Source organism: Nocardia sp. NPDC003963 (assembly GCF_053605105.1).
Genome location: NZ_JBSGIP010000021.1, coordinates 51,994 through 70,974, shown reverse-complemented (window position 1 = coordinate 70,974; position 18,981 = coordinate 51,994). Strand labels below are relative to the sequence as shown.

General features: G+C 67.4%; 17 protein-coding genes and 1 tRNA gene. 8 read left to right on the top strand and 10 right to left on the bottom strand.

Features of this window, described 5'->3' with window-relative positions; translation table 11 throughout:
• Positions 1 to 137: 137 nt before the first annotated feature.
• A complete protein-coding gene (locus ACWEWT_RS25800; RefSeq protein WP_452562666.1) occupies positions 138 to 452 on the bottom strand; it encodes an FmdB family zinc ribbon protein in 315 nt (104 codons plus the stop codon).
• 115 nt (positions 453 to 567) lie between these two features.
• Positions 568 to 1,152 carry a 5-formyltetrahydrofolate cyclo-ligase gene (locus ACWEWT_RS25795; protein WP_452562717.1) on the bottom strand — a complete coding sequence of 195 codons (585 nt, stop codon included), beginning with the start codon at positions 1,150 to 1,152 and terminating at the stop codon, positions 568 to 570.
• A gap of 110 nt (positions 1,153 to 1,262) precedes the next feature.
• Here ACWEWT_RS25795 and ACWEWT_RS25790 point away from each other — a divergent pair, with 110 nt between their 5' ends.
• The 6 genes from ACWEWT_RS25790 to ACWEWT_RS25765 all read left to right on the top strand — a co-directional run bounded on the left by ACWEWT_RS25790 (position 1,263) and on the right by ACWEWT_RS25765 (position 6,536).
• Entirely contained in the window at positions 1,263 to 2,228 is a 966-nt protein-coding gene (locus ACWEWT_RS25790) for a UTP--glucose-1-phosphate uridylyltransferase (RefSeq protein ID WP_452562665.1), read from the top strand.
• A gap of 36 nt (positions 2,229 to 2,264) precedes the next feature.
• A complete protein-coding gene (gene glp, locus ACWEWT_RS25785; RefSeq protein WP_452562663.1) occupies positions 2,265 to 3,524 on the top strand; it encodes a molybdotransferase-like divisome protein Glp in 1,260 nt (419 codons plus the stop codon).
• A gap of 11 nt (positions 3,525 to 3,535) precedes the next feature.
• Entirely contained in the window at positions 3,536 to 4,186 is a 651-nt protein-coding gene (locus ACWEWT_RS25780) for a GNAT family N-acetyltransferase (protein ID WP_452562661.1), read from the top strand.
• Positions 4,187 to 4,449: 263 nt separating this feature from the next.
• Complete coding sequence (sepX, locus tag ACWEWT_RS25775) at positions 4,450 to 5,499, top strand: divisome protein SepX/GlpR (RefSeq protein WP_452562659.1); 1,050 nt, start codon at positions 4,450 to 4,452, stop codon at positions 5,497 to 5,499.
• A gap of 113 nt (positions 5,500 to 5,612) precedes the next feature.
• Positions 5,613 to 5,685, top strand: a tRNA-Ala gene (locus ACWEWT_RS25770).
• 338 nt (positions 5,686 to 6,023) lie between these two features.
• Positions 6,024 to 6,536, top strand: a complete 513-nt coding sequence (locus ACWEWT_RS25765) for a DUF4254 domain-containing protein (RefSeq protein ID WP_452562657.1) — start codon at positions 6,024 to 6,026, stop codon at positions 6,534 to 6,536.
• Between the two features lie 41 nt (positions 6,537 to 6,577).
• Here ACWEWT_RS25765 and ACWEWT_RS25760 read toward each other — a convergent pair whose 3' ends face one another.
• The 6 genes from ACWEWT_RS25760 to ACWEWT_RS25735 all read right to left on the bottom strand — a co-directional run bounded on the left by ACWEWT_RS25760 (position 6,578) and on the right by ACWEWT_RS25735 (position 13,753).
• A complete protein-coding gene (locus ACWEWT_RS25760; protein WP_452562655.1) occupies positions 6,578 to 7,705 on the bottom strand; it encodes a glycosyltransferase in 1,128 nt (375 codons plus the stop codon).
• Positions 7,706 to 7,794: 89 nt separating this feature from the next.
• Entirely contained in the window at positions 7,795 to 9,657 is a 1,863-nt protein-coding gene (locus ACWEWT_RS25755) for a bifunctional diguanylate cyclase/phosphodiesterase (protein ID WP_452562653.1), read from the bottom strand.
• Between the two features lie 16 nt (positions 9,658 to 9,673).
• Positions 9,674 to 11,824: an Rv1355c family protein gene (locus ACWEWT_RS25750; RefSeq protein WP_452562651.1), complete on the bottom strand. Its 2,151-nt coding sequence runs from the start codon at positions 11,822 to 11,824 to the stop codon at positions 9,674 to 9,676.
• Positions 11,814 to 12,587, bottom strand: a complete 774-nt coding sequence (locus ACWEWT_RS25745; protein ID WP_452562650.1) for a hypothetical protein — start codon at positions 12,585 to 12,587, stop codon at positions 11,814 to 11,816. The genes ACWEWT_RS25750 and ACWEWT_RS25745 overlap by 11 nt, the downstream gene beginning before the upstream one ends.
• A gap of 270 nt (positions 12,588 to 12,857) precedes the next feature.
• Positions 12,858 to 13,313: a GyrI-like domain-containing protein gene (locus ACWEWT_RS25740; protein ID WP_452562648.1), complete on the bottom strand. Its 456-nt coding sequence runs from the start codon at positions 13,311 to 13,313 to the stop codon at positions 12,858 to 12,860.
• On the bottom strand, positions 13,310 to 13,753 hold the full coding sequence (locus ACWEWT_RS25735; protein ID WP_452562646.1) for a GyrI-like domain-containing protein: 444 nt from the start codon (positions 13,751 to 13,753) through the stop codon (positions 13,310 to 13,312). The genes ACWEWT_RS25740 and ACWEWT_RS25735 overlap by 4 nt, the downstream gene beginning before the upstream one ends.
• 483 nt (positions 13,754 to 14,236) lie before the next feature.
• Between ACWEWT_RS25735 and ACWEWT_RS25730 the strand changes: the two genes are divergently transcribed.
• Positions 14,237 to 16,429, top strand: coding sequence for a hypothetical protein (locus ACWEWT_RS25730; RefSeq protein ID WP_452562645.1), 2,193 nt, complete (start codon positions 14,237 to 14,239; stop codon positions 16,427 to 16,429).
• A gap of 60 nt (positions 16,430 to 16,489) precedes the next feature.
• On the opposite strand, the gene ACWEWT_RS25725 is transcribed toward ACWEWT_RS25730, so the two are convergent.
• Positions 16,490 to 17,305 carry an SGNH/GDSL hydrolase family protein gene (locus ACWEWT_RS25725; protein WP_452562643.1) on the bottom strand — a complete coding sequence of 272 codons (816 nt, stop codon included), beginning with the start codon at positions 17,303 to 17,305 and terminating at the stop codon, positions 16,490 to 16,492.
• Between the two features lie 236 nt (positions 17,306 to 17,541).
• On the opposite strand from ACWEWT_RS25725, the gene ACWEWT_RS25720 reads away from it, so the two are divergent.
• Positions 17,542 to 18,456 carry an SDR family oxidoreductase gene (locus tag ACWEWT_RS25720; protein ID WP_452562641.1) on the top strand — a complete coding sequence of 305 codons (915 nt, stop codon included), beginning with the start codon at positions 17,542 to 17,544 and terminating at the stop codon, positions 18,454 to 18,456.
• On the opposite strand, the gene soxR is transcribed toward ACWEWT_RS25720, so the two are convergent.
• Positions 18,377 to 18,952 carry a redox-sensitive transcriptional activator SoxR gene (gene soxR, locus ACWEWT_RS25715; RefSeq protein ID WP_452562640.1) on the bottom strand — a complete coding sequence of 192 codons (576 nt, stop codon included), beginning with the start codon at positions 18,950 to 18,952 and terminating at the stop codon, positions 18,377 to 18,379. The two genes, ACWEWT_RS25720 and soxR, sit on opposite strands and share 80 nt — an antisense overlap.
• Positions 18,953 to 18,981: the final 29 nt, after the last annotated feature.

Below are 18,981 nucleotides of genomic sequence, written 5' to 3'. Positions count from 1 at the left end.
AGCGTAGAAAAGTTTCGGTGCCGGAATCGGAGGTTGTGCACAGTTGTGGACAACCTCCGGGGTGTGGATGGATCACATCCGGTGCCCGGGCGCTATCGGTTGCCGATCGGGGCCGGGCCGTGGGGGAGATCTATCTCTCAGCTGGCAGCTGCGGCCGGGGCCGAGGAGGTGCCGGCCGAACCCTTGTCCGAAGTCGATTTCGATTTCGAGTCCGAACCCGAAGAGCTCGACGAGGAGTTGTCGGATTTGGCCGGCTCGCTGGCGGTCGAGGCACCGCTGCGGCTGTCGGTCCGGTAGAAGCCGCTGCCCTTGAAGACGATGCCCACCGAGTTGAAGAGCTTACGCAGGGTGCCGGAGCACTCCGAGCAGACAGTGAGTGCCTCATCGGTAAAGGACTGAACGATATCGAAGCGGTTGTCGCACTGGGTGCACGCGTATGAATAGGTTGGCACTGGGTCCTCCGCAGTATTCGAGACTTAGCACTCTACAGCCGACAGTGCCAACAGTGCCAATCGCCGATTGATTCCCGGACACCCACCATTGTGCCGAGTACCACGGAACAGGCGGTCAGCGCGGGTCCGCGTCGAGCCGCCGCAGACCGCCGCCCGGAGTCAGTACCCAGGTCATCCGGATATCGTGCGGCTCCTCGGGCAGCCGCTCGACCAGCTCGTCGTCGCGGACCACGACCGTCCGCCGGGCGGCGGGATCGGCCATCCCCAGTGTCCGGTCGTAGTAGCCGGCGCCCTGACCGAGCCGGACCCCACGCCGATCCACCGCCAGCGCCGGAATCAGCAGGACCGCGGCCCGGGCGACGGTCTCCGGCGGCAGTACCGGACCCACCGGCTCGAGCAGGCCGTATCGAGCCGGGCGCAGCGACCCCGCTCCGGTGAACTCGCCCCAGCTCAGCGGCCCCGGCGGCCCGGTCACCGGTAACAGCACCCGGCTACCGGAATCACGAAGCGCCTCGGGGATGGCCACCGAACCGGGTTCGTCGCGCATCGGCACGTAGGCGCACACCCACTCAGCGGGACCTGTCGCGGCGGCGGCCGCGGCCAGCGCCGCCGCCTCGGCGGCGCGAACCAGTTCGGGTAGTCGCGCCCGGCGGCCGCGGATCTCCGCGCGCCAGGCCTGCTTGTCACGCTCGTCGGGCATCGGCACGGCGACAACCATAGGCTCTCACCGGTGCCGTTTTCGTTCCGAAAGTCCGCGACGAGGCGGTGTGCAGCCGTTTGGACGGCATTGTGGATGGATAGGGTGTGTATATGACAGAAAAGGCCGCAGAACAGGGCAGCGAGGGCGCCTCCGCGTCGGAACGGGGCTTCCGCACGGCCGTCGTGCCCGCGGCCGGGCTGGGAACCAGGTTCCTGCCCGCGACCAAAACGGTCCCCAAGGAACTGCTGCCGGTGGTCGACACTCCCGGTATCGAATTGGTGGCCAGTGAGGCGGCCGAGTCCGGAGCCAGCCGGCTGGTGATCGTGACCTCCCCCGGTAAGGACGGTGTGGTCGCGCATTTCGTGGAGGATCTGGTGCTGGAGAGCACCCTCGCCGAGCGCGGGAAGTTCCAGCTCCTGGAGAAGGTGCGCAAGGCCCCGGGGCTGCTCGATGTGACTTCGGTGGTCCAGGAGGAGCCGCTCGGCCTCGGGCACGCGGTGGCGCAGGCCGAAGCGGTACTCGACCCCGACGAGGAAGTGATCGCGGTACTGCTCCCCGACGATCTGGTGCTGCCGTGCGGAGTCCTGGATGTGATGAACCGGGTGCGCCGTAAACGGGGCGGATCCGTGCTGTGCGCCATCGATGTGCCCAAGGATCAGGTCAGCGCCTACGGCGTATTCGATGTGGCCACGGTCCCGGACGCGGTCAATCCGAATGTGCTGCGCGTCAAGAGCATGGTGGAGAAGCCGAGCCTGGCCGACGCGCCCTCAACCTTCGCCGCCGCCGGGCGCTACCTGCTCGATCGCGCGATTTTCGACGCGCTGCGCCGGATCGGCCCGGGTGCGGGCGGGGAACTGCAACTCACCGACGCGATTTCGCTGCTCATCGATGAGGGGCATCCGGTCCATGTTGTCGTCCACCGTGGGTCGCGCCACGATCTGGGTAACCCGGGCGGCTATCTTCGTGCTGCGGTGGATTTCGCGTTGGAGCGCGAGGAATACGGTCCTGCGCTGCGCGAGTGGCTCCAGCACCGGCTCGGGCCGGAGTGGAACCCGCAACTCACCGCGGACGAATGAGATCGCCTGCGGGGCGAGGACATCGGGAAGGGCTGGATGCGCTCTGTTGAGGATCAGCAGATCAAGGTGACTGCCGCGGCCGTCGCGCCGCGGCCGGTGCGGGTCGCGATATCCGAGGCCCAGGGCCTGCTGTGTGCCGAGGATGTGGTGACCGAGCGGCCGCTGCCCGGGTTCGATCAGGCCGCCATCGACGGGTATGCCGTACGCAGCGTGGACGTCGCGTCCGCCGGCGCCGATATCCGCGACGAGGACGGCGAACTGGTCGACCTGATATTGCCGGTGGTCGGTGAGGTGCTCGCCGGTTCCCGCCAGCCGATCCGGCTGCAACCCAGGCAGACGGTACGGGTGGCGACCGGGGCGCCGCTGCCCACTCTCGCGGACGCGGTGCTGCCGTTGGATTTCACCGACGGCGGCCGGGGCCGGCTCAAGGTGTACGAACCGGTGCGTTCGGGCGACTACGTGCGCCGGGCCGGTGACGATGTGCAACCCGGGGATGTCGCGGTGCACGCCGGTACGATCATCGGTCCCGCCCAGGTCGGACTCCTGGCCGCCGTCGGCCAGGACAAAGTGCTGATCCATCCGCGCCCGCGGTTGTCGGTGATCTCGATCGGGGAGGAACTGGTCGATATCGATCGCGCGCCCGGTCCCGGTCAGGTCTACGACGTGAACTCCTATGCCCTGGCGGCCGCCGCCCGGGACGCCGGCGCGGACGTGAACCGGGTCGGCATCGTCGACGCCGACCCGCGTCGGCTGCGCGATGTGGTCGAGGGTCAGCTGGTCCGGGCCGAGGTGGTGGTGATCGCCGGCGCGGTCGGCGGCTGGGCCTCGGATCAGGTGTGTGAGGCGCTGGAGGGGCTAGGTGAACTGGAGATCGCCCGGGTCGCGATGCACCCGGGGTCGGTGCAGGGGTTCGGACGGCTCGGCCGCGACGAGGTGCCGACCTTTCTGTTGCCCTCCAACCCGGTGGGCGCCCTGGTGGTTTTCGAGGTGATGGTGCGACCGCTGATCCGGATCGCCCTGGGAAGGCGGCAGCCGATGCGCCGGATCGTCCGGGCCCGGACCATAACTCCGATCCAGTCGATGGCGGGCCGCAAGGGTTATCTGCGCGCACAGTTGATGCGGGACGAATCCACCGGTGAGTACCTGGTGCAGCCGCTCGGCAACAGTGCGGGTGCCTCGTCACATCTGCTGGCCGCGATGTCGGAGGCCAACAGCCTCATCGTCGTCGAACCCGACGACACCGAAATTCGCACCGGTGACAAGGTTCGAGTCGCGTTCCTGGCGCAGCGCGGCTAGAAGTGGAGTCCATGAACGTCTTCCGGGCCACCCCGCATCCCGGGTGGCCCGCGCACCTCGGCCCGGTGCGGGTGCCGGCCGGTGAGGTGACATTGCGTCCCGTGCGATTGCGCGACGCGGCCGCGTGGAGCCGGATCAGGTTGCGGGATCAGAACCATCTGGAACCGTGGGAGCCCACCGGCCGTGGGGCCTGGGACGCGCGCAATCACGCGTCGAACTGGCCGCCGTTGTGGTCGAGCCTGAAGGCCGAAGCCCGCCGGGGCGCGATGATCCCGCTGGTGATCGAGGTCGACGGTGCGTTCAGCGGACAGCTGACGGTCGGCAATATCGTGCGCGGCGCGCTGCGTTCGGCGTGGATCGGATACTGGGTGGCCAAGGATCTCGGCGGGCAGGGTGTCGCGACCGCCGCACTGGCGCTGGGGCTCGATCACTGTTTCGGGCCGGTCGGCTTGCATCGGGTGGAGGCCACGGTGCGCCCGGAGAATCTGGCGAGCCAGGCGGTGCTGCGCAATGTGGGGTTTCGCGAAGAAGGTTTGCTGCGTAGGTATCTCGATGTCGACGGGGCGTGGCGCGACCATCTACTGGTCGGGATGACGGTGGAGGAGTTGCCCGGCCGGGTGGTCGACCGCCTGGCGAGGGAAGGGCGGTTGACGCTGCGGTGAATCGCCGCCGGAATCCGGCCTGCCCGGAACCGGCTTTGGTGGAAATGTGACTCATGTGGCGGATGTGCACGGCGCGCCTGCCGGATCGAACCCCTACTCGGAATTAACCTACGGACGTCGGTGGTGCGTCTTGTGCCACCGGTGGAGAGCTCGTACCACGATCTGCGAGACGTACCCGCGGGGAAGGACTCCGGCGTCGGGGCGCACACGGTTCATGGCGGGGGCTCGGGCGACGACCAGGCGGGACGGAGGTGCTGACGACGATGCCGAATTCGATCCTGTGGATCGGGCTGGTTGTGCTGTGGGTCTTCGTCCTGTTTCCCATCCTTGCCGACCGGCACCCCAGAATCCGCCGGACGACCGACACGGCCCTGGCCACGCGGGTACTGCATCGTGGAGATTCCAAACGGCGTAAGGGAAGTGGGCATGCTCGTAAGAAGCGGACCACCCGGCCCTACCGGAAGCGTCACCACGCCAACGATGCGGAGGACCCGATGAGTACATCGGCCGAGGAGAGCGGCACCGCGGCTGACGAGGGGCAACCGGACCACAGTGCCGACGAGCGAGCGGTGGACGGGCCCGAACCCGAGCACGACGGCACCGTCGGCGCGGAGGAGTCCCGGGACGACGGCCGGGACGACGAGGATCCCGGATACGGCGACGAACACGACGAGCAGAGTTCGCCTCCCGTCGCGGATGCCGAGAGTGCCGAGCCGGCCTACCCGGACAATGTGCCCGCGCGTATTCCCCCCGTTCGTGCCTCCATGCGCGCGCCGGTACCCGAACCCGAATACGACGACGCGGAATTCGTACCCTCCCGGCGCGGGCGCGGCGGCTACGACCCCGAAGCCGACGCCGTCGCGCGGGCCGCGCGCTACACCTTCCGGCAACGAGCGGTGGTCGCGCTGGTGCTCGGTGCCGTGCTGTGCGGTGGTCTGGCCGTGGCCGTCGCGCCCATCTTCTGGTGGGGCTGCGGTGGTGCGGTGCTGTCGCTCGGCACCTACCTGGGTTATCTGCGCAAACAGGTCCGGATCGAACAGGAGATCCGGAGCCGGCGCAGTGCCCGGCTCGGCGGGCGCGGTGCGGAATCCGCCGGGTACGGTCACGCCGACAGTGACTCGGCGGCGCTGCGGACGGCCCGCCCCGGGATGGACCGGGACACCGCCCGTGCGTTGCGCCGGCGTGCTCAGCTGCTCGAGCCCGACGACGAGGATCCGGCATTCGAGCATCTGGCCGCTTATGATGCGAGCGTCGCGCGGACGGTGCGCAACCGCGCCACCGGCGGTGATATCCGCCGGGCCGCCGGTGCGTGAAAGGTCGGCGGATGTAGGGTCGCGGTGGAGGTATATCCGCAGCTCAGGGGCTCGATTCGGCTTCTGGTGATCCTGTTTGCTAGAGTGGCACAGCGCGGTTCACTGAGCCGCACGGGGCTATAGCGCAGTTGGTAGCGCGTCTCGTTCGCATCGAGAAGGTCGGGAGTTCGATTCTCCCTAGCTCCACTCAGGTGAAAACTCCATAATTCAACCCCTGACCTGTATGTACGGTCAGGGGTTGAGTCTATTTCGGGCTTACTCCCACGTTCCGATTCTTGCGTCGGTCGGCAGCAGGTTCGAGTACCGCTTCAGCGGCTCCGTCGAGGGCATCGGCCACGTGCCGAGGGTGGACCGCCGGTCGCGTTCGTGCGCAATCGATTCGATGAGAGATCGAGCGCCTCCCGGCCTCAAATTAGAGAACGCAATAGTGCGTTTTCTGCCCATCTGAGTTATGTGTATCAACTATTGTCAGTGGCTGAACAAAACCTGTCCGGTATGCGGTACGACCGAATCGAGAGCCGATCATGTTTGAGCAGAGTGTGATGGTGCCGGGTGACGTTCGCGGGGGGACGGCGGTGACCGCGGCCTCCCCGGGCGTGCCCACGGCGACCCGACTGTTGTGCAGCTTCCAGGGGACCGGGGCCGCGGATCACGAGATGCTCCGGGCGGCCCGGGCGCTGGCCGTACTGCACGGCCACCGAATGACCATGCGGGACGCGCGGCTGGTCGCCGAGGTCGACGACCGGCGCCGCGAACTCGTCGAGGACATCGACGACTGGGCCGGTTCGCAGTTCCCGCACCGTGCCGACGATGTACTCATCCACGCCGAGACGCTGGGGGCGGTGATCGATCGAATGGCCTGGGCATGGGTGGACGCCAATCAGGTGGTCGAGATCGACAGGGTGCGGGATCGCCAGGCGCGCAAACGCTGGCATCGGCTGGCCGAACTGATCGACGGCTATACCGAGTTGATCGGCGACCTCCGCCGGGGTGGGCGGCGGCTGCCGATTGTGAAAACCGCGCTCACGGTGCCGTAACCGCACCGTGCGCGTTCTCCGGCGGTGGGCCCGGCCCTGTCTCAGCGATCGAGCACGGCCAGCATTCCCGAAACGGCCGCCGGCCAGGTGAACTGTTCGGCCCGTCGGCGGGCCGCGCCGCGCCGCTGCGCGGTCGGGCGGGCGAGGACGTCGGTGACCGCGTCCGCGAAGGCCGCCGGATCGTCGGCGGCCACCGCGCCACAGTCGGTGGTGAGGATATCGGCCAGGGCCGAGGATCTGCTCGCGACCACCGGGGTCCCGGCCGCCAGCGCCTCCAGCGCGGCCAGGCCGAAGGTCTCGTGTGGACCGGGGGCCAACGAGATATCCGCGGTCGCGAGCAATTTCGCCACATCCGACCGGTCGCTGATGAACCCGGTGAAATGGACCGCGGGCAGCCCGCCCGGTAGCGCCGGGAGCAGCTTCGCCCGGCGTTCCAGCGCATCGCGGCGCGGCCCGTCACCGGCGACCACCAAGCGCGCGCCGAGCCCGCCCCGGCGGAGTTCGGCGAGCGCTTCGATACTGCGATCGGCGCGTTTCTCCACCGACAGGCGGCCACAGTGCACCAGCAGGGGCTGACCGGGTACACCCAGATCGGCCCGCAGGCCGTGATCGTGGCGGTGCGGGTTGAACAGCTCGAGGTCCACGCCCAACGGCACCATCTCGACATTCGGGGCGTCGATGCGCCGGAACTCGGCCTGCGCGAATTCGGTGGTGCACACCACCATGTCGTATTCGGCCGCCGAATGCCGGTTGGCGATATCGGCGCACCGCCGGGCGACCCGGTCGGGCATGATCTGACCCAGCAGCCGGTCGAGGCGTTCGTGGGAGATCATCACCCCGGCCACGTCCCGGCGGCGGGCCCAGCGGCCGAAACCGCGCAGGGTGAGCCGGTCGGAGACCTCCAGGACATCTGGCCGCAGCCCGGCGAGGACATCGGCGACCCGGCGCGGATCGGCGGCCCGGTAACCGCCCGTCCACGGGATCCCGACGGCAGGCAGGGTGATGCGCAGGACTCCGCTCGGCAGGAGCTCTTCGTGGCGCCGCGGCCCCGGCACGATCAGGACGACTTCGTGCCCGGCCGCCACATAGCCCGCGCCGAGATGGTGCAGCGCGGTACGCAACCCTCCCGAGCGCGGACCGTAGAAATTCGCCAGTTGCACGATGCGCACGCCGCCGATCGTGGCCTGGGCCGGGTTACCACCGGAACCGAGCCGTTGAACTCGTGGTGAAGGGCGGGTGTTATTTGGTCACAGGTGGACTACGGCGCGGCCAGACCCCGGCCCACCCGCGGTAGGTCCAGGTTCAGCGGGATCCGGCCGAGCGCCAGATGTTCGCCGACCTCGTCGGCGGGCAGCGGGCGGGCGATGAGGAAGCCCTGGGCCCGGTAGCAGCCCAGACCGACCAGAGTGCGGGCCGCGACCGGCGTCTCGACCCCCTCACCGACCACGCCCAGGCCGAACGATCCGGCCAGGCCGATGATCGACTTCACGATGGCCAGATCGTCGGTGCTGGCGCCGAGGCGCTGGACGAAACCGCGATCGATCTTCACCGCGTCCACCGGCAGCGCCTTGAGATGTGAGAGCGAGGAGTAGCCGGTACCGAAATCATCGATGGCGATCTGCACGCCCATCCGTTTGAGCCCGCGCAGGGTGACCTGGGTGCGCGCCAGATCCTGCACCACCACATGTTCGGTGATCTCCAGGCATATCGAGCTCCCGTCGATCCCGAAATGCCGCAGGATGTCCTCGATACGTTCCACGAAATCCAGGCTCACCAACTGCACCGGCGACACATTGATCCGCATGACCATATTCGCCGCGAGCCCCTGGCGCCGCCATTGCGCGAACTGGGCGCAGGCGGTGCGCAGTACCCAGCGTCCCAGCTCGCCGGCCAGATTGGTGGCCTCGGCAACGGTCACGAAGGCGCCGGGCGGGAGCAGGCCCCGGGTCGGGTGCATCCAGCGGACCAGCGCCTCCATGGCCACGATCCGGCCGGTACGCAGATCGACCTCGGGCTGATAGTGCAGGACCAGCGATCCGTCGGATACCGCACTGCGCAGGTTCAGTTCGACATCGTCCTGGAGTTCGAATTGCGCCCGCATGGCGTCGGTGAACAGCGCCACCCCGTTGCCGCCGCCGGATTTGGCCGAGAGCAGGGCGTGGTCGGCGCGCCGCAGGACATCGGCGACGGTGGTTTCCCCGGGAATGCCGACGGCGACCCCCACGCTGGCGCCCCGGCTCACCGACTCCCCGCCCACCGTGACGCGGCGGCTGATGAGTTCCTGGATCCGGGTGGCTTCGTATTCGGCGGCGACGGTGTCCATCGGTTTGGCGGGCACGATCACGAATTCGTCGCCGCCGAGGCGGGCGATCATATCGTTGGGGTCGAGATTGTCACGCAGCCGCTCGGACAGGGTCCGGATGAACTTGTCCCCGGCGGTGTGGCCGAGGAAATCGTTGAGTGCCTTGAGCCGGTCCAGATCGAGGAAGAAGGCCGCGACCGGACCGGGGCTGCCCGCCTGCAGTCGCTGCTCCATATGTTCCAGCAGTGCCCGGCGGTTGGCCAGGCCGGTCAGATCGTCGTGCAGGGCGATGAACCGCAGCTTCTCCTCCGCCTCGACCCGGGCCTGCAGCTGCGCGAACAGAGTGGCGATCGCTTTGAGAACATTCAACTCGCGGGTACTCCAGTCGCGATCGCCCACCTTCACGAAGCCCAGCAGGCCGGTGGATCTGCCCCGGGACACCAGCGGGACCGCCGCCGAGCTGATATCACCCAGTCCGGACGCGGAATGGATGGTCTGCTGGTAGTCGGCGGCGCTGGCCGGGATGAGGAACGGCTCGGTGGCATGCTCGAGCGATTTGAAAACCGAATCCGCCTGATCGAAATACACGATCTTGAGCGGATCCGGCTCGGGTACATCCTGTCGTGGCGGCCACTCGGCCACCAGCACGGTGGACCGGTTCTTGGGATCGTTGTGCCGCAGATAGCTGAAGTCGACATCGAAATAGTCGATCAGCATGGCCAGCACCTGTTCGGTCGCCGACACCATGGTCGCCGAATCGACGCCCATCAGCTCCGCGGCGACTTCTGTCACCAGCGAGTCGAGTGTCCGCCGAGGCACCTGATCTCCGATCACACTATCTGCGGCTGTCCGCGCCCGGTACCGGGCGCCGTCGGCTCCGCACGCTGGCAGCTGCCGCGTAACTCAGGCGTAGTACCAGCGCCACGCTGTCCTGTTCCGGCACTTCCAGTAGTTCCAGGAAACGACCCTGAAGTGTGGACAGTCTATCCGCGTATGCCGGGGAAAGTGCATCCAGTTCGGTACGGGATCGAGAAAACAGGAAGACCGGGGACATCGGCTGGACGGCCAATCCGGACCGCTGCGCCTGGATCCACAGCCGCGCGACAGCGGCCCCCGCGCGGGCGTATCCGGTCAATGCCCCGGGCTCGACGCCGGGATCGTCGCTGAAGGTCAGGGCTACGACGGCTGAACTGGAGCGGACTCTGTCCCGGGCATAGTCGCCCAGCGCGGCCCCGGCAGACCAACTGTGCAATTGGGCCATCACATCGGCGCGTCGCCCGATCTGCAGGGCGACCCGCTCATCGGGCGCCAGCTCGAGCGAACGGGTGTCGATACCGTCGGTCAGGTCGTCGCCGGGCCAGCGCATCTCCGCGAACATCTCGCGGTGCAGCAGTGGGGTGAGGTAGCGGATCCGGTCCGATTCGGACAGTACGGCGGCCATGGCCCGCAGCCCCGGCGAGTCGGCGACCGCCCGCATCCGGGCACCTTCGGCTGCCGCCGCGGCAGCCAGCCCGGTCAGTACGGAGGACGGGATCTGGCCGCCGTAACCGAGCCGGCGATTGGTTTCGCGGGCGAGCGCGTACGGGTAGTCCGCCGCCAGCGTCGGATCGGTGCCGTCCCCGTGCCGGAGGACCGCGGTGAGCGGGGCGTGTGGTTCGGTGCTCTCGACATACTCGTGGGAACCGAGCACGTCGTAGGCCGCGGCCGCGGTCCGGGCGTTGTACAGGGCGGCACCCACCGCTACGGCGCTGCCACGACAGCCGATATCCATGGCGGTGGTGTAGCGGGGTTCGAGGGTGATGCGGATATCGTGCGGCGTGGAGTCCAGCGACCACGGCTGGATGTTGCCGCCCGAGGGTGCGCGCTGCGCGCAGACCAGGATGCGGTCGATCGTGGTGCCGGCCGGATCGTCGGATTCGGGGTCGGCCGGGCATTCGCCGGTATCGATCTCCGGGTCGGCCAAGGCGTCGAGGGCCTGTTCCACGTCCACCCGGGTGCGGCCCGATCGCAGCGGGCGGCCCAGCCCGATCCGGCGGATCGCTGTCGCGACACTGGCCGCGCCCAGTACCACGTCACCGCTGAGCTGCGGCCAGCTGTTCAGGGTCTCGCCGACCTCCACCAGGCTGCCGGCCATCCGGGCCGACAGATCGCGGGCACCGAGCAGACCGACCACGTAGGGAGCCTTGTCCCGGGTGGACAGGCCGCGCAGTTGTTCGGCCGCGGTATCGCCGAGCAGACCGTGGAAGGGCACCCGGTCCGGTTCCAGGTCGAAACGCTCCACATCGAGCAGACCGCGATCGCTGGTCTCCATGATCAGCGGCAGTCGGCGGCGGCGCGCCGATTCCCGGATGAGCAGTTTGATGTCCAGGGAATCGCATTCCTCCACAACGATTCCCAGACCGTCGACGAAATCGTCCGCGGTGTCGGCGTCCACGCCGCCGCCGCGCACCTCGACAGGCAGATAGGGATCGAGTTCGGCGATCCGCCGGGCGGTGACGATCGCCTTGTTGACCGCGATATCGAACAGCGTGGCGGGCACCCGGTTGAGGTTGGACAGTTCGAGCTCGTCGAAATCGGCGAGCCGCAACGCGCCGCACACCCCCTCCTGCGCCAGGGTGTAGGCGATGGCATGGCCCACGCTCTGGCCGACGACCCCGACCGTGACCGTGCTCAGCCGGTCCTGTTCGGCGCGGGTCAGCTTGTTGCGGTTGCGGTCCAGGCGGATCGCGCGGAAGGTCCGTGGTCCCGGCAGGACCAGTACGCTGCGCCGCCACGGGTAGTACACCCAGCGGTCGTCGGCCGGGCCCTCGGCGGTGTCCGGGGGATCGTTGAGCCGGCCGAACTCCGCGGCCAGCAGGCCCCGTAGATCGTTGAATTCGATATGCGGGGTGGCACGCAGTCCCGCGAGGGCCCGTTCGTCGTCGGGATCACTCGGGGCCAGGATCAGCGGCCGGTATTCCACCCCGAGATCTGCCTCACCGACCATATGCGTAGCATTCCTCCCCACCGTGACCCGATAGTCGATGCGACCGCCGTGACCTCGGTTCAGCTAATCCCATAGCGCGAAGTTCACCACGCATGAGCAGATACTGCAACTTGTCAGCAAATACGTGATATGTCCTGGTGTCCCACCAGATCGGCAGGGTGCGATAGCGCTCGTCCGGGAAGGGCACCGGTGGGATCAGCTGGGCGAGGACACCGCCGCTGGCGCGATGCCGTTCGGCGGTGAAGGAGGCCACCGTGGCGAAGCCGTACCGGGCACCGAGGAGGTGGGGCGCGTGCGCCATACAGCGCGATACGGCCGCCGCCAGATCGTCGCGCCGGGGAGTGTCCCGGGCCACCCAGACCGCACGGGATTCCACCACGCCGCGGGGAATGCGCCGGGCCATCATCAGGCCCAGTTCCGCCGCGCCCGGCCGACCGGCCCACGGGGCCAGCGAGCCGACCTCGGAGACCCAGATGTAGGGGCCTTGGACGCGCAGGCCGGCCACCACTTCGCCGTGGGAGTCGGTGGCGGCGAAGAACAGTGCGGTGGATGATCCGTCGGCCACGCTGTCGTATTCCAGCGCGGATTCATTGTCGAAGTGGCGGTACGCTTCCCGCGCTCCGGCCAGGTATCGGTGCCAGAGGCCGGGGGAGCGATCCGGGGTGGTTACACAGATGTCGTAACCGGAGACGTTGTCGCGAAATCTCACAGTGCGGCCACGGCACGGGTCTTCCAGGCCGACTGCGATCGTATCGACAGTCATGCAGTTCCTACTCTTTCGCCGCACGGCCCAGGGGGTAGTGCGGGATTTGTTGTCCAGCAGCCCGTCCGACGCCCCGGCTCGTCGGCGTGCCCTGTGCAGTATCCGTCATCGGAACCCAATTGACCAGAACTCTGGTTAATCTTCCGAAAACTATGCAGCTGTCGGGTCGTTAGCGCAGGTCAGCCCGGATGAAATAGGAATAGACCGTTACCACCAGACCGGTTGGTTCTGGGTTGGTTACCGGCGGGCAACGGGTTGTTCCGTATGGGGTCAGGGGGTGATCGAGATGAACAGTTCCACTGATTCCGAGTCGTGCCAGATCTCGATCTCCTCGCGGTAGGCGCGCGTGATCTCCGCGGATGCGGTGGCGTCGTCGACCTGGGCCCAGATATCTTCGACGGGATCGTGGTAGTCCCCATTGGGAACGAATCTGGCATACACGCCCCTGGGTACCCGGACCAGGACATCGCCGACCGGTGCCGCGCCCGGTTCGGCGTACTCGAAACACACCAGCGCGTTGTAGGTTCCGGTCGGTGTACGGACGTATACGGTGTGCACCGGCCGCTGCGAATCGGCCGATTCGGCGCCGGCCTCCATTCGCTCGCGTACCCGGTCCTTGAGGTACTCGATGAGCTCGCTGTTGCTGACCTTGAAACTGGGCCGGACCTTCGGGAAGACGAGCCCGGCGTACACGGCTTCGCCGCGCACCACGATCGTGTAGGTCATCGCGGCTCGACCGCCAGGTACAGGTCGATCTTGTAGGCGTGCGGGTAGAACTCGAAATCACCGGAGAAGGTCCGGTTGATCTGATTATGTTCCTCGGCATAGGCGATCTGTGTCCACAGGCTGGTCATGATCTGCGGAAAGTTACCCACCGAGGAGAATTTCGCATAGGTGCCGCGCGGGAGGCGGGCGACCAGATGGCCGCGGGTGACCTCGTCGAACATCGTGCACCGGTAACCGACGATCTGGGTGTTGTAGGTGCCCAGATCCATCGAGTAATCGGTATAGGCCGTGGCCAACGGGCCCCCCAGCTCGTGATGCAGTACCGACGCCCAGGCGCCTTCGAGGTCGCGATCGTACAACTCACCGAGCGCGCGCTTGGGGCTGCGTACCGGTAGTCCGGCCACCCACGTCTCGTCCCGCTCGACGAATTCAAACTGCATGGAACGACTCTTTCGAGATATGTCCTGGTCGGCAAGCCGACCGATTGGTCGGCTGGATCCGCCATGCTATCAACCGGCTGCGGTGGTGCCGGTCCACTGCCCGTATCCGGACATCGTGGCGCCGCTCCCGGAGCGGTGGCGGCGCGTCGCTGTTCGGTGTGCGCGGGGCCGAAACCCATCATGATGAACTGCGGGCCCGCATTCGCGCCAGGGTCGGGCAATTCGGGAGTAATCGGACTCGTCGGACGAATTACCGTTACTCCCGGTAGAATTCGGCATTCTACCTCCATTCTCAATACTGGGAATTTTTCCAGTTATTGTTTCGTAATTCATCGTGGTGGGCCCGATCCGCCACTACCAGTTCAGCTGAATTTCATTCGGCGCCGATACCAATGCCAGCATGACCGGTAGACCAGATCGGCGGGCCCTGCCCGCATCCGTCGAGCGCGCGAAACGCGCGGCCGGCTGACCGGATCGACGGCCATGCGGGGTGAGCGCGGGAGCAATACACCGCGACCGGCAGTGCAGTGGGGTCGCCGGCTCCTCTGGAGCTTCGCCGGACTCTTCGTACTGACCGTGCTACCGGGCGCGCTGGGTGCGGTGGCCGTCGCGCAGGACGGGGCGAGCGCGTCGGCTCGGATCGACGGAGTCGCCTGGATGAACGTCCAGGACTCCTTCGGTGTCGCCCTCGCCGATTACACCTACATCAGCGACAAGGGGAGCCTGCTCGACCCGGGCGCGACGGTGGTGTGGACGATCGTCGGCCTGGAATTCGTGGGTTACATGATCATCGTGACCAGCGCGATCTGGTTCATCGGATTCGCCCTGAGTTTCGCCTGGCTGGATCTTTTCGCCGACGCGTTACGCGGTACCGCCGGCGCCTTCGCCGCTCAGCTCGCGACTCCTTCCGTCCTGATCACCGCGGCGACCATCGGTGCCTTTTTCGTCGCCTGGTTCATCGTGCGCGGTTTCCACGCCCGCGCGGTGATCCAGACGGTGACGATGCTGGCTGTGGCAGTACTGGGGCCGCTCTTCCTGGCCGATCCACTGGCGACCGCGCTGGGTTCCGAGGGGCTGCTGGCCCAGGGTCGCGATGTCGGGCTGGCCGTCGCGTCCGGCCTGAACGGCTCGATGAACCGGGATCCGGATATGGCGGTGAGCACACTCCAGGGTGATATGGCCGACAACTTCGCGCGCCGCCCGGTGCAGGTGTGGAATTTCGGTCATGTCCTGGACAACCGATCCTCCTGTGCCGCGGCGTGGTCTTCGGGGGTGACCACCGGTGATACCGACCGGGCGCAGCGCGCTCTGCGCGCGTGCGGGGATGTCGCGGCGGCCACCGTGCACCCGGGCCCGGGTCAGATCGGAACCGGTCTGTTGCTGCTGGTCTCGGCAGCCGTGTTGCTGCTGTTCGCGGTGGTGCTGGCCTACCGGCTGATGCGGGCCGCGCTGGACGCGATCCTGCAGGGGTTCCTGGCGATCTTCGGATTCGCCGCGGGCGGATTCGTCTTCGGGCCCACCCAGACCTTTTTGATCCGCAACCTGGTGAACTCGGCTGTCGCCGCGGCCCGATTGTGCGCGTACACGGTGTTCATCGGGGTCTATCTGCTGTTTCTCGGGAATCTGTTCCAGCAGGCGCGTGGTCAGGTACTCGCGGTCATCGTGACCGCGGCGGTGGTGGAGGCCGTGGCCGTCCTGCAGTTCGGGCGGCTGGCCAAAGGGCTGGATCGGGGTTCGAGTTGGATCGCCAACCGGTTCTCGCTCACGATCCAGGGCGCGCGCGGCGGGTCCGGCGGTACCGCACTCGGTATGGGCGGTGGCGGTAAGGGATCCGGCGGTGGGTCGGGGATGAGTGCGATCGCGAGCCTCGCGGCCCTGAACACAGTGAACTCCTCGCCGCTGACGGCCTGGCTGGTCGGGCGGACCCTCAACCCGCTCAGCCCGCTGGCGCTCGGGAAGATGCGCAACGACCGGGTCAATGTGGCCACAGCGGCCAGTCGGCTGGAAGGGCATCAGTGGGCCTCGATGTCCCGGCAGAACTGGCGATTGCTGGCGCGGCGCGAAGGCGACGAATGGGGCGGTATCCATACCGAACTCGGGCTCGCCCGCGCGATCAAGTATCTCGACAACAACCGGGTGCCCTACAGGTTCATGTCGGCCGTACTGCTCGACGCCGGGGCGAGCCACGACAGTGTCAGTCAGGCACTGCGGGCACGTTCGGTCCGTGACGAGACCAGATCCCGCAACCCGTACGGTTTCGCACCACTCCAGAAGGCCGTCGCCTCCGGTAGCGCGGTGATGAACCATGCCGGGACCGACGCGCAGGCGGCCTTCGCCGCGCAGGCGGTGGCCGATGCCGACAGCCTGTCCCGCCACACCCTGGCACCGGACCCGGGCGCGGTACTGAACCACGATTTCATCGCGCGAGTCGAGCGGCACTGGGATTCCGACCGAGCACTGCGGGCCAATATCAGCCCCGAAGAATGGAACTCGGTCGGCCGGGCCACCCGTACCGCCATCGCCCACCGCGTGGCCACGGATCACTACGCGATCGCGCGCGCCTTCAGCAACAACCCCACGCACCCGAACAGAGAAGCTCTCATGGCCTCGGTCAAACGGTTGGCCAATCTGGATCACACGGTGCCCGAATTCGGCTTGGACCCCTGGGATGTGTGAGGTGACGGGCTCGCTCCGTCGCCTCACCCGGGCATGCCGCACCGGGGCCGGGTCGCCGGGTCAGCGCATCGTTGTCGTGAGCCAGCGCGCGGTGAGTTCGGTGACCACGGCGCCGCTGCGATCACTGAGATGGATGCCGTCGACGAACAGGTCCGAACCCCGGCTCTGCGCCACCTGATCCCAGCTGCGGCCGAACAGATAGTGCTGCGCGGCGGCCGTGAAGGCGAGGGTGAACCTGAAGTCGTACCGCACGCTCGGGTCGCCGTGTTGCCGGACGAGGCCGGCGATCCGTTCGTGCAGGGGTAGGTAGTCGACTCCGGTGCGGGCGGCGGTTTCGGTGATGATCCGGTTGTATCCGGTCGATCGCCGGTTGATCTCGTCATCGGGGTCCTCGCCCAGTGGGGGCAGCGACATCAGCGCCACGTGCGCTGTGCCCGCGGCGGTGATGCGGTCGACGATCGCGGTGAGGTTGTCGCGGTAGTCGTCGAGTGCGACGTCATCGCGGACATCGTTGGTGCCGATCAGGACGATGACCGCGTCCGGATGACAGTCCAGGACATCGGTATCGAGCCGATCGAGCAGGTCCGCGCTGGTATTGCCGTTGACTCCGGCGTTGACGAATCGGTAACCGCCGAACTCCTCCCTTTTCCGGAGCTCGCCGACCCAGTCCGCCCCGAGAGTTCCCCGGGTCATGCTGGCTCCGGCGGCCACGACAACGGGCCGGTCCCGCGGCGCGTCCCGGCAGGCCTGTGCCGGTGCATCCACCGGCGATCGCAGGAAGGTGAGGTAGCCGACGGTGCCCGCGGCACCGAGAACGGCGGTCAGGGTGACGGCGAGAACGAGCAGCACTCGTTTCCGGGTGATCAGCGGTCGCATCTCGGTGCTCCTCGGCGCGCGGTCCTGTGGTCGATGATCATTCTCGGTCGGTGCGTGTTCCACGGACTACTACATCGGCGCGCCGGTCGCCGCGCGGGACAGGGCCGAGGAGTTCGTCGGTGGACTCGGGTGTGCCCTGCTGTAGAACGGCGCATCCGCCGGTTCCACCGCGCCGGGCGGCCTCCGGATCGGTAGGCTGCTGCCGACAGCGGAGTCGGACGATCGGGAGTATCAGCATGGGGCGGGTCGACCGCAGGAAATCGGTACACAACGCGAAAACGCTGATCACCGGCGCGGCCAGCGGTATCGGCCGGGCGAGCGCACTGGCCTGCGCGGCGCGCGGCGCGCGGCTCGTACTCACCGATATCGATGCCGAGGGGCTGGCGGATACGGTCGGCGAGATCGAACGTGGCGGTGGCACCGTACTCATCGCCGAGGCGTTCGATATCACCGATTACGACGCCGTGGCCGAATTCGCCGCCCGGGTGCACGAGCAGTTCGGCACCGTGGACGTGGTGATGAATATCGCCGGGACCTCGGTCTGGGGCACGGTGGACAGCCTGGAGATCCGGCACTGGCGGCGGATGATCGATATCAACCTCCTGGGCCCCATCAATATCATCGAGCGGTTCGTTCCGCCGATGGTGCGGGCCGGTCAGGGCGGGGCGCTGGTGAATGTGTCCTCGGCCGCCGGTCTGCTGGCGTTGCCGTGGCACGCCGCCTACAGCGCCAGCAAGTACGGGCTGCGCGGGTTGTCCGAGGTACTGCGTTTCGAGCTGGCCCAGCACGGGATCTCGGTGCACGTGGTGACGCCGGGCGCGGTCGCCACCCCGCTGGTGCGGTCGTTCGATCTGGTCGGCGTGGACAAGGAACATCCACGGGTACAGAAGGTCACCTCGCTGTTCACCCGGCACGCGGTGGCGCCGGAAAAGGTCGCCGCGGTGATCCTGAAGGGGATCGAGCGCAACCGGTTCCTGGTGTACAGCTCCTTCGATATCCGCTTCGGGTACTGGTGGAAGCGGAAATTCGCCTTTCCCTACGAATTGCTCATGCGGCAGGCCAATACGCAGTTCAGCACGCTGAAGCAGTCGGTGAATCGGGATCTGCCAACGGAGAGCACAGCGAATCCGGAGGCTCCGGCAGCGCGCTGAGCAGGTCGTCGCAATCGTCGTGGCCGGGCTCCGGGCAGTTGAGGTGAACATCGAGCACCCGTGCGCCGGGGCCCTCGGCACCGAGGCGGTCGTACTCGTTCACCAGTTTGCAGCTACCCAGCGACAGGCAACCGCAACCGATACATCCGGTGAGATTGTCGCGTAACCGGACCAGCTGCGTGATCCGCTCGTCCAGGTCCTCGCGCCAGGCGGTGGACAGCGTCTCCCAATCTCGGCGGGTGGGTGTGCGACCTTCCGGCAAACGGTCCAGGGCGGCCCGGATATCACTCAGTGGGATGCCGACCCGTTGCGAGATCCGGATGAACGCCACCCGGCGCAGTGTCTCACGGGTGTAACGCCGCTGGTTTCCGCTGGTCCGGCGGCTGGAGATGAGACCTTCGCGTTCGTAGAAATGCAACGCGGACACAGCTACTCCGCTACGCTCGGAAAGCTGGCCGGGGGTCAGCTCTTTGATCTTCCAATCCGCTGTCGGCATCGATACTCCTCCTTTATCTGAACAATACT